The following is an 11,191-nucleotide window of genomic DNA, read 5'->3' on the forward strand; positions in this document are numbered from 1 at the left end:
GCGGGTGACGGTGACGGGCATCTCCACACCCGGGCCGCGTATCTCGGCGGTGACAGCCCGCCTACAGGGCGTTCACGTACCGTTCGGGGACGCGATCCGCGGCCAGGTGGGGCAGGTCCCGGTGGACAAGGTGACCGCCGATGTGCAGATCAGCTACAGCGATCTCAACACCTATCTGGCGAGCCTGAAGCTCTCGATCGGGAAGGTCCAGGTGGCGCCCGGCAGCGACGGCAAGGTCAAAGTGAATGTGGATGTGTCATTGCCGATCCTGGGTTCGATCATTGGTTCGCAGTCGATCGAAACGGGTTTCACCGTCAAGGACAACAACCTCACGCTGGTTCTACCCGGGGGTCTGGCGCTGCCGGCGATTCCATTGCCGATCGCCGGGCTGCCGTTCAACCTGCGGATCCAGAGTGCCACGGCCGGCAGCAACGGCATCGCGGTGAGGGCGGCGGCCACCGACGTCATCCTTCCTGCCGGGGCCGCTGGCTGAGCCGGCGGTCACCCCGTGGATCTCCGCTCCGTTCCCGCGCCGCGTCGAATCAGCGACAGTTCCCGGACCGCCGGGTGGGCGACAGGCAATTATTACTCGTTGGCGGATACTGTCGGACTCGTGGTCGGTCGTCTCCGGACATGACTGATGTGGTCATGACTGCTGTGGACATGTCCGGTACCGACATGGCCGACCCCGCGCAGTCTGCCCCCTGCGTTGTGTCCGTGGTGATTGGTCCACCCGACCTGGATCATGGTCTGTGGACGACGCTACGATTCGGACGACCCGCAAGATCGGACGATCCATGTCGAAGTAGTTCGGCGGGGCATCCGGCCTGTGTCCCGTCCTGAAGGGGGAAACACGTGCAGACGACCCTCAGAGTCGTCAGCGGCGCCATCGTGGCCACCGTGCCTGCCGGCCAGCCGTTCGTCGTCGGGCGTGCCCGCTCGGCCGACTTCGTCATGCCCGACAGTCGGGTGTCCCGCCGGCACCTGCTGATCGAACCGGTCGGCGCGGGCTGGGCCGTGCGGGACATCAGCTCGAACGGAACCTGGCTCGACGGCCAGCGGGTGCAGAGCGTGGACGTGAACGGCGAGATCCGCTTCCGGCTCGGTACCCCGACCGGACCGGAGGTCGTCGTCCTGCCTGAGGTGCCCGCCACCGGCGAGGCTCCCTCCGAGTACGATGATCCGCATTTCGAGATGCCGACGATGCTGCGCAGCGCCGCCCGCGTCGAGTCCGGACCGCAGCTGCCCAGGCAGGCCCCGCGGCGTCTGGATGACGCCGGTGGACCCGACCTTGAGCGTGAGCACGAACGCCAGACGGCCTACCCGCTGCACCCCGGCAGGATGTCCATCGGGCGGTCCCGCGACAACGACATCGTCGTGGGTGACCTGCTGGCTTCCCGCCGGCATGCGGAGCTGTTCGTCGGTCACAGCGGGACCGGTGCCGGCGATGTGGAGATCGCCGATCTCGAGTCCGCGAACGGCACGTTCGTCAACGGCAAGCGCATCATCCGTGAGCCGGTACCGCAGGGCGCGGTGATTGCCGTCGGTCACCATGTGTTCCAACTTGTCGGCAACGAGCTCGTCGAGTACATCGACTCCGGGGACGTCAGCTTCGAGGCCGACGGTCTGAACGTGTGGGCCGGCCAGAAACAGCTCATGCACGACATGACCTTCCGGCTGCGTGGGAGCGCGCTGCTGGCGGTGGTCGGGCCGAGTGGCGCGGGCAAGTCCACCCTGCTCAACGCCCTCACCGGGTTCCGCCCGGCGGACAAGGGCGAGGTGCGCTACGCCGGTCGGAACATGTACTCCGAGTACGACGAGCTGCGCCGCCGTATCGGTTACGTGCCCCAGGAGGATCTGCTCCACACCACCCTGACCGTGCGGCGGGCCCTCGAGTTCGGCGCCGAGCTGCGGTTCCCGCCGGACACGACCAAGGAGGAACGCGGCGCCCGGGTGGACGAGGTCCTCGCGGAGCTCGGGCTCACCCAGCACGCCGGCACCCAGGTGGCCAGGCTGTCGGGTGGGCAGCGCAAGCGCACCAGCGTCGCGCTCGAGCTGCTGACCAAACCCACCCTGCTCTACCTGGACGAGCCCACCTCCGGGCTCGACCCGGGCATGGACAAGAACGTCATGGAGTCGCTGCGCAAGCTGGCCGACGACGGCCGTACGGTCGTCGTGGTCACCCACAGCGTGGCTCAGCTCGACCTCTGCGACTACGTCCTGGTACTCGCCCCCGGCGGGTACGTCGCCTACTTCGGCCCGCCGCGCGACGCGCTGTCCTTCTTCGGGAAGAAGGACTACCCGGATGTCTTCCTGATGCTGGAGGCGACGCCGGGGGCGGAGTCGGCGGCCCGGTTCCGCCAGTCGCGCTACTACGTGCCCGCGTCGGTGACCGCGCCGTCGGCCCGCCCGGCGCGCGAAGACCTGCCGAGCATCCGCCAGCAGTCGGTGTTCTCCCAGCTGATCACGTTAAGTCGGCGGACGCTGGCGGTGGTTGCGTCCGACAAGTCCTACCTGCGGCTCATCGTCGTGTTCCCGTTCCTGCTCGGGCTGATCCCGCGGGCGATACCCGGCAGTTTCGACCTCGCCGGGGACGGCTCGCCGAACGCGGACGCCGGCACGATCCTGCTGGTGATGGTGTTGTGCGCCTGTTTCATGGGGATGGCGAACTCGGTCCGTGAGATCGTCAAGGAACGGGCGATCTATCGCCGCGAACGGGCGATCGGGCTGTCCCGGACGGCCTACATCGGCTCGAAGATCCTCGTTCTGGCGCTGATCACGACCTTGCAGGCCATCCCGTTCACCCTGATCGCGCTGGTCGGCAGACAGCCCGCCGAGGGGGTCGCGTTCGGAAACTCCCTGGTCGAATGCTTGATCGCGGTGATCGTGGTGTCGCTGTCCTCGGCCATGCTCGGGCTCGTCATCTCCGCACTGGTCGACAACGCGGACAAGACCATGCCGCTGCTCGTGCTCCTCACCATGGCGCAGCTGGTGTTCAGCGGTGGCATCCTGCCCGTCCACGGCAAGCCCGGCCTGGAGCAGATCAGCCTGATCGCGCCGGCCCGCTGGGGTTTTGCCGGGTTGTCCTCGGTCGGTGATCTCAACCGGATCAGCCTTGCCGGCGCTACCCGCCCAGACGGCAAATTGATCAATAACAAGGTGGTCGTGGACCCGTTCTTCGACCACACATCGTCGGCCTACCTCACCGACATCGCCGCCGGCGTGGGGATCGGCGTGATCTGCGTCATCGCCACGGCCTTCCTGATCCGTCGGATGGACCCGAAGACCGCCAAGCGCAAGCCGGCGTAGCCGCGACTGCCGCCCCCCGCGCTCAGCCGGACTGCCAGCGGGGGGTGGCGTTCAGACCGTTGAACGTGGTCAGCCGCTGCGCGTGGGCGTCGTCGAGGCGGTTCGCGTCCGTCACGTAGATCTCGCGGTTGGTGGCGCCGTCGCGCTGGCTGGTGAAGGCGATCCGTTTGTCGTCCCCGGCGGCGAACGACGGGTCCTGGTCCTGGCCGGGAGCGTTGGTCAGCTGCGCGGCTGCGCCACCGGCGGCGTCCATGACGTAGATGTCCAGCTCGGCGAGGTTCGTACCGGCGCTGCGGCGGAACGCGATCCTCTTGCCGTCCGGTGACCAGCACGGGTCGGCGTCGAGACCGTCCCTACCGTCGGTGAGTGCGACGGGCTGGGCGCCGGTGTTGAACGCGTCGACGGTGAACAGCTTGCCGCCGTTGCTCCCGTTCTCGCTGACGAAGTAGGCGATTCGGTTGTCCGTCGGTGACCAGGACGGGTCGGTGGCCCCGGCGGGTACGGGTAGTTGCCGGACGCTCGACCCGTCCATCGCGATGACGTAGAGGCCGGTTGAGCCGTCGTTCGGGCCGCGGACAGCCCTGATCACGACGAACCTCCCGGTGGGGTCGACCGACGCCCGGGCGTCCGACGCGAGCTGGACGTCCAGCGCTGGGCCGGCGGTGAAAAGGGAGATCGGCAGGCCGCTGCCGTCGGCGGCGATCGCCTTGAGGCTGGGGGAGGAGTCACCCACCGTGTAGAGGACGGTCTTGCGTCTGGGCCCGACGATCACCGGGAGCGTGTCCGGATCCGTATCGTGGGTCAGCTTTCGCGGCGATCCCACCAGGCCGTTCGGGCCGACCTGCGCGCTGAAGATGTCCTTCTTGCCGTCCTGCTCGCTGGAGTAGACCAGCGTGTCGTCGCCGAGCGCGACAGCGGCCTTCGGCAGGATGTCGGTGACCTTCGCCTGGTTGTCGCCCGGGTCGGAGCCGGTGGCCAGCGCCAGCACCGCCCCGGCCACCGCCGCCACCGCGACCCCGCTGCCCGCGACGACCAGCGCTGTCCGGCGGCGGGGCCGCGGCAGCGGGCTGTCGCCCCGAACGGTGGCCGGCGTGGACGTCCCACGGGTGCCGCGCGTTGCAATGCCACCGGACGCGCCACCGGACGCGCCACCGGGCGCGGGTAGCTGCCAGTCGCGTAACACCTGGGTGACCGTTGCCTCGGGGTCGACCTGCTCTGTCGACAGCGGCTCGCCGAGCAGGCGCAGCATCAGCTGCTGCGCGCTCGGTCGGGCTGCGGGAGTCTTGACCATCGCGCTCGCGACGATCTCGCGCAGGGGGCTGTCCAGCCCGTCCAGGCGGGGCTCCTCGCTCACCGCACGGTAGAGCAGAACCTGCGCGCTGCCTTCGCCGAAGGGGTAGCGGCCGGTTGCGGCAAAGGTGATGAGCCCGCCCCAGGCGAAGATGTCCACCGCCGGGGTGACCGGCTCGCCCTGGATCTGTTCGGGTGCCATGAAGGCGGGGGTGCCGAGCTGCTGGAGGTCCCCGGTGAGGTCGCTGACGGCGTCCAGCGCGCGGGCGATCCCGAAGTCGATGACGCGGGGCCCGAAGGGGGAGAGCACCACGTTGGAGGGCTTGAGGTCCCGGTGCACGATGCCGGCGCTGTGGATCGCGGTCAGGGCCGCGGCAACGCCGACCGCGAGTTGCTCAAGGTTCGCCGCCGACAGCGGGCCGTTCTCGGTCACGAACTTCGCCAGCGTCCGGCCCTCGATGAACTCGGTGACCAGATACGGTTGTTCGGCATCCGGTGCCGCGTCGAGTACCTCGGCGGTGCACACCCGGGCGACCCGGCGGGCCGTTTCGGCTTCCAGCCGGAAACGCGACCGGAACTCGTGGTCGTCGGCCACGTCGGCCCGGATCACCTTGATGGCGACCAGCCGGCCGGTTTCGGTGCGCCCGAGATAGACGGTTCCCATTCCGCCCTGGCCGAGCGTGCCCAGCAGGGTGTAAGCACCGAGCTGGGCGGGGTCGTGGGGACCCAGCGGGGCCATCTGTGCGTTCAGAGCCGCATCCGGCGCCGTCATTGTCGACCTACCCCCAGAGCGCGTGCCATTCGCAACGTCCGCTCAGACCGGCCGGACAGGTCTTCAAGGTACTCCCGCGGTCGTCTCGCTGACTCCCGGCTTTCCCATCGGATCAGGCATGACATGCTCCTGGTATGGCGCGGTCGCGACGGTTGTCTTCGGTAAGCGCTTCTGTGTTTGTTGGTGTGGTGGCCGCTTTCCTGTTAGCGGTGGGTTGTGGTAATGCGAGTTCACCGGTGTCGCCTGCGTCGGCGGCGGCATCAAGCGCAGGTTCGGGTGGGTCACCCACAGCTGCGCCACCGGCGACCGACCCCACCGCGCCGGTGTGGGGCTTTGTCCGCTCGGACGAGGCTGCGCCGCCCCTTGACGTCGCGCGGACGCCCGCGCCCTTTGTTCAGGCCGGCAGCTGGCAGTCCGCGGCGGGCGGCAGTGGTGCGGCGGGCGGCAGTGGTGCGGCGGCGACGGTGGTCCGGCGGGATGTCGGTCGCTACAGCGTGACGTTCCCAGGGATCGGCGTACCCGGCGGGCGCGGTGTCGCGGTGGCGTCCGCGGTCGGCGACCAGCCCGTGAGCTGCCACACCGAGCGGTGGGTACGGTCGGGTTCGGCCGAGGATGTGACCCTGTCCTGCCGGTCGCCGGCCGGGGACTACGCCGACTCGCGGTTCACCGCGTTGTTCACCTTCGCGCCGGCGTCCTATCGTGCGCCGTCGACCTTCTCCGACACGTACTTCCGCGGGCAGGGGGTGAGCCCGACCCCCACCGGGGCGTCGGTGTCGGTCCCGCCGCCCTATACCTACTTTCGCGACGACGCCCCCGGCCAGGCGTCGACCCCGGCGGGCGACCACTACGACGCCGCCGGCCCGGCCGCGTCCATCTCGATCAACCGGATCGGGGTCGGGCACTACTCGATCGATCTGGTCGGTCCGACCTATTCCGCCCGGGAGGGCAACAACCTCCAGGTCAACGCGATCGGCTCCACCCCGGCCGGTTGCAACCCGCTCGGCCGGGACGAGAAGGCCGACCGGCAGACCATCTTCGTCGGTTGCGCCGTGGGCGAGACCTGGACCGACACCCCGTTCGTCCTCATCTACACCAATCAGCACGCGATGATCGGGGCGGACAACGTGTCGTTCGGGCATGCCTTCACCGGCCAGGAGGTCGCCGGCTCAGGGAAGATCGTGCAGCCGCCCCTGGGCAGGACGGTGGAGGTGTGGGACCGGTACACCGCCAACAGCGCCGGCAAGGCGAACACCGTCCGGCACCTCTCGGCCGGTGCGTATGAGGTGGCCTTCCCGGCGGCCGGCCGCACCCCGGACACCGTCGAGGTCATCCCCTACGGTGAGCCGACCCACCGGTGCGCGATCGGTGGTTGGAGTTCACCGCGCGGCAGCACCGCCGGCGACGTGACGGTCTCGGTCTTCTGTGTGGACCCGGCCGGCGCCCGGTCCGACACCCAGTTCAGTCTCGCCTATGTCAGCGCCGCGGTCCTGACGTCCTGACGTCTGCCCGCCCAGCGCTGTGCCGGCGCTGAGCTGGGCCGGCGCTACGCCGTGGTGGAGGCGCTGGGCAGCTCCCCCCGTGGGCTGCCCGGTCTCGCCCCCACCCGGCGGACCTGCGAGTCAGATCAAACTGGATGCAGGCGCGTCACACATCGTCATTCGCTGGGATTCGGGCACACGTTCGCCACGGATTTCATCCGGTACGGCTCGCTGGTGCCCCACTGGACACGGGGTGGCGTGACAGGTCCGCGAACTCGGCGATCAGTTCGTAGGAACGCAGCCGGTCGGCATGCGGGTTGACGTTCGTCGTAATCATGATCTCATCCGCGTCCGTCGCGTCGATGAGCGCGTCCAGGCCGCCCCGGACGGTCTCGGGCGACCCGACGATGTGGGACGCCGTCGCGTTGTCGGCTGCGGCGCGTTCGGCCGGCGTCCAGGGATACGCATGGGCCTGCGCGGGGGTGGGAAACACGCCCGGCTGCCCCTGCCGCAGCCGCAACATCGCCAGTTTGGTCGGCCCGGCAAGCCACTGCGCGGCCGTGTCGGTTTCCGCGCACAGGACAGCAGCGGCAACCATCGCGTAGGGCCGGTCCCGGCCCGGCGACGGGCGGAACGTCGACCGGTACAGATCAAGTGCCGGACGTGTGTTGGCCGAGCTGAAGTGGTGAGCGAAGGCGAACGGCAGGCCGAGAATCCCGGCGGCCTGGGCGCTGTAGCCGCTGGAGCCGAGCAACCAGATCGGCGGCATGTCGCTGTGCGGAACGGCGGTCACCGCCCGCAGTGGATGATCGGGGGGGAAGGTGCCGCCGAGGAAGGCGACGAGCTCGGCGAGCTGGGCGGGGAAGTCATCGGCGGACAGCGGGCCGGTCGAGCGCCGCAGCGCTCGGGCGGTTGCCGCGTCCGTTCCAGGTGCCCGTCCGATGCCGAGGTCGACCCGTCCCGGAAACAGTGCTCCGAGGGTCCCGAACTGCTCGGCGATCACGAGCGGTGCATGGTTGGGCAACATGATTCCGCCCGAGCCGATCCGAATGCCGCTCGTCGCGGCCCCGACCTGTCCGATCAGGATGGAGGTCGCGGAGCTCGCGATCCCAGGCATGCCGTGGTGTTCGGCGATCCAGTACCGGGTGTAGCCAAGCCGGTCGGCGTGGCGTGCCAGGTCAAGGGTATTGCGCACCGCATGGGTGGGCGTTGAACCTGATGCGACCGGCACCAGGTCGAGGACGGACAGGGGTACGGCGCGGTTGAGGCTCACCTCAAAGGACAACCGCCGGCATCCACGAGGAACTTCCCGGCTCTCGTCCCGTGCAACGTCTCCGGCGATCTGACCGCAGCACGATGCGACGGCCGGGAACCCGGTACTGTGGTGAGGTGCCGGCCGTGACATGGCCCCCGGGCTCACCCCATTGTCGCTGCGAGCGACCACGCGCCGAGAGGCGACCTGCGCGGCCGGCACCTTCGTACCTGGGCGCGCGTTCATGCGAACCCGTTCACTCGGACCCGTTCACTCGAACCGCAGGATGTCGTCGACCGACCGGCGGGGTGTCGCCTCCAACGGCTCGGCGTCCGGCAGCGGGTAGCCGACCCTGATGATCATCTGGATGTGCCCGAGGCCACCGATCGAATGCCGCAGCAGCTCCCGGGTCGCCTCAAGATCAACGGCCTGACCCAGCGGAGACGTGGCTATACCCCGCGCGGTCGCGGTCAGCAGAACCCGTTCCATGGCCTGGCCGGCTCGCAGGCGATCGGTCGGCGTGTCGCCGTCGGTGCCGATCAGGACCACCATGGGACGTTCCACGTCAGTCTGGTGTAGTGCCAGGCCGGGTTCACCGACCACATTGAAGTCACGGATCGTGAATTCGGACTGCCGCGGCTGATCTGAGCTGATCACCACATCGCGGGGTATGCCGTCGACCGCATCCGCGGTGGTTCGGCTCCATGCCGTAAGTTCCGCCCGATAGGCCGGGTCGTGGTTCTCCAACCAGTCGGCGCGGGCGATCAGCACGCTCGTGTCGATGCGCAGGTCGGCGTCGTCCAGGGACACCAGCCACCCAGCCTCCACCTCGGCCGCCCGCCGCAGCGCCCGCAGCGCGTCGGGCTCCAGGGTGCGCGGGTCGAAGGGCCTGCGGTCGGTGCGCCGATGGCGGGTTGCCGCGAGCAGCATGTCGTTGTCGGGATCAGCGGGTTGGGCGCTCGTGGCGGGGCTGATGTGGATCGTGGCCAACGGTCCGGCGTCAAGGTCGTCACGGGTCGCCGGAAAGATCGTCACGGTTGGGATGAGCCCGGCGGCGCGGATGGCGAGGCGGGCGTGCAGGAGCGCCGCGCCGCAGCTCAGCAGGAGTTGACGACCATCGGGGTCGGCGACGTCGAGCCGGCGGGAGAGATCGGCCAGGAGGTCCAAGCCGGTGGCGCTCACTCGCCAACGCCACGGCTGGGTGTTGTGGATTGACGGGGCCAGACCCGCTGTCTCGACGACCGTGCGGGCGAGGTCCTTCGACAGAGTGTCGCTGCTAGTCACCTACACGACGGTAGGCCCTTCGGTCTGTCATGTCCTGTTGCCTGCGATCCATGGTCGCTAAGGCCCCCTCGGCGGGTATCGTCGGTTCGGTGGAGCCTGTCCGCGTATTCGTTCTCGATGACCACGAGATCGTCCGGCGCGGGATGCGCGAGCTACTGGAAAGCCAGGGCGACATCAAGGTCGTGGGGGAGGCCGGCCTGGTGGCCGAGGCCCTGCGGCGCATCCCGGCGCTACGTCCTGACGTCGCCATACTCGACGCGCGCCTGCCCGACGGCAGCGGCATCGATGTGTGTCGTGACATCCGCTCCGGTACACCGGAGGTCCCTTGCCTGATCCTGACATCCCACGACGACGACGAAGCTCTCTTTGCCGCGATCATGGCCGGCGCCGCCGGCTATGTGCTCAAGCAGATCAGAGGTAACGATCTTATCGGCGCGGTCCGGACAGTGGCGTCCGGCCAGTCCATGCTCGATCCCGCGGTCACCCAGCGGGTGCTGACCCGGTTGCGCGACGGCGCGCCCGAAGATCGCCTGCTCTCGGCCCTCAGCGAGCGGGAGCGTCAGATCCTCGGCCTGATCGCCGAGGGGCTGACCAACCGCCAGATCGCCAGCCGGATTCATCTCGCTGAGAAAACAGTCAAGAACAACGTGTCCTCCATCCTGGAGAAACTCGGTCTGACCAGCAGGACGCAGGCGGCGGTGTTCGCCACCAAGATTTCCGGCTGACGGACTTTCCGCCTGACGGGCCCGTGCTGGCGGACTTTCCGCCTTGAGGGCCAAAGGGCGCGCGACGATCGTCAGATCGCGCGCCCGGAGGCCGCAGTCCCCGGAACACTGACGGGCCCGCGCGGGCGGGACTTTCGGTCCCGCGGTCTACCCGAATCGCTCTCGTTCGCGTCGCCAGGCGCTGCGAGGGTGAACAGGGTGGAGACGACATCCGATATCGTGGTGGGAATCGATGCGTCCGCGGATGCCGAGTTGGCCCTGCGCTGGACTTTGGTGCACGCAGCGTTGACCGGCGCGCGGATACGAGCGGTGCTCGCCTGGGGTCCGGGCGGGCGTCCACGTGTTGTGGACGACATTTCGCCGTCGATCGGCGTCGACGACCTCGAGCGTGCGGCAATGCAGGTGCTGCATGACGCGGTCCGGCGGACGCATCCCTGTGACCTCGGTGTCGATGTCGTGGAAAGGACGGTTTACGACGCGCCGTCGGACGCCCTCGTCGAGGAGTCCCGGGACGCGTTGATGCTCGTTGTCGGCGCACGCGGGCTCGCCCGGATGCGCCGGACGTTCGTCGGTTCGGTCAGTGCGCGATGCGTGCAGGAAGCCCCCGTTCCGGTGGTGGTCGTACGCGGTCCGGCTCCACCGCAGCCGGACCGTCGCCCGATTCTTGTCGGCGTCGACGGCTCGGCGCCGTCCCTGACGGCACTGCGCTGGGCTGCGGTCGAGGCGAGGATGCGTCACGTTCCGTTGCTGGTATCGCACTGCTGGCAACCCCAACCGCCACCGAATGCCGCCGGCCTCCCCCTGTTCGACGAGGCGGAGCTGGAAAAGGCTGCCGGCATCACCCTTGACACCGCTGTTGAACAAGGGCTCGCACGCAATCCCGACATTGCCGTCGAGGCCACCCTGGTCGCCGCTGCGGCAGCGTACGGCCTGATCGTGGCCGCCCGTGCGGCCCAGTTGCTGGTGGTCGGTGCCCGCGGCCACGGCGGGTTCGGCGGTCTGCTGCTCGGGTCCGTCGGCCACCAGGTTGTGACGCACGCTCCGTGCCCGGTCGCTGTTATCCGCTAGGGCCAAAGGCCCG

Annotated in this window: 8 protein-coding genes; 5 read left to right on the forward strand and 3 right to left on the reverse strand. The window is 69.0% G+C overall.

What is annotated here, in order from left to right:
• Nucleotides 1-10 precede the first annotated feature (10 nt).
• Both U9979_RS07785 and U9979_RS07790 read left to right on the forward strand, forming a co-directional pair.
• Nucleotides 11-493, forward strand: a complete 483-nt coding sequence (locus tag U9979_RS07785) for a DUF2993 domain-containing protein (RefSeq protein WP_322778834.1) — start codon at nt 11-13, stop codon at nt 491-493.
• Between the two features lie 362 nt (nt 494-855).
• Nucleotides 856-3,309 carry an ATP-binding cassette domain-containing protein gene (locus U9979_RS07790; RefSeq protein ID WP_322778828.1) on the forward strand — a complete coding sequence of 818 codons (2,454 nt, stop codon included), beginning with the start codon at nt 856-858 and terminating at the stop codon, nt 3,307-3,309.
• Between the two features lie 22 nt (nt 3,310-3,331).
• Here the strand turns inward: U9979_RS07790 and U9979_RS07795 are convergent, their stop codons facing one another.
• Nucleotides 3,332-5,371, reverse strand: coding sequence for a protein kinase domain-containing protein (locus tag U9979_RS07795; RefSeq protein ID WP_322778829.1), 2,040 nt, complete (start codon nt 5,369-5,371; stop codon nt 3,332-3,334).
• 236 nt (nt 5,372-5,607) lie between these two features.
• Here U9979_RS07795 and U9979_RS07800 point away from each other — a divergent pair, with 236 nt between their 5' ends.
• Nucleotides 5,608-6,870 carry a hypothetical protein gene (locus U9979_RS07800; RefSeq protein ID WP_322778830.1) on the forward strand — a complete coding sequence of 421 codons (1,263 nt, stop codon included), beginning with the start codon at nt 5,608-5,610 and terminating at the stop codon, nt 6,868-6,870.
• 193 nt (nt 6,871-7,063) lie between these two features.
• On the opposite strand, the gene U9979_RS07805 is transcribed toward U9979_RS07800, so the two are convergent.
• Both U9979_RS07805 and U9979_RS07810 read right to left on the reverse strand, forming a co-directional pair.
• Nucleotides 7,064-8,122 (reverse strand): LLM class flavin-dependent oxidoreductase, encoded by a 1,059-nt coding sequence (locus tag U9979_RS07805; RefSeq protein ID WP_322778835.1) that lies wholly within the window; start codon nt 8,120-8,122, stop codon nt 7,064-7,066.
• A gap of 249 nt (nt 8,123-8,371) precedes the next feature.
• Nucleotides 8,372-9,385: an Acg family FMN-binding oxidoreductase gene (locus U9979_RS07810; protein ID WP_322748521.1), complete on the reverse strand. Its 1,014-nt coding sequence runs from the start codon at nt 9,383-9,385 to the stop codon at nt 8,372-8,374.
• 89 nt (nt 9,386-9,474) lie between these two features.
• Here U9979_RS07810 and U9979_RS07815 point away from each other — a divergent pair, with 89 nt between their 5' ends.
• Together U9979_RS07815 and U9979_RS07820 are read left to right on the forward strand one after the other, a co-directional pair.
• A complete protein-coding gene (locus U9979_RS07815; RefSeq protein ID WP_416219693.1) occupies nt 9,475-10,110 on the forward strand; it encodes a response regulator in 636 nt (211 codons plus the stop codon).
• Between the two features lie 198 nt (nt 10,111-10,308).
• Nucleotides 10,309-11,178, forward strand: a complete 870-nt coding sequence (locus tag U9979_RS07820; protein WP_322778832.1) for a universal stress protein — start codon at nt 10,309-10,311, stop codon at nt 11,176-11,178.
• Nucleotides 11,179-11,191: the final 13 nt, after the last annotated feature.

The sequence above is a fragment of the Protofrankia sp. Cas4 genome, assembly GCF_963555915.1.
Lineage (GTDB): Bacteria > Actinomycetota > Actinomycetes > Frankiales > Frankiaceae > Protofrankia.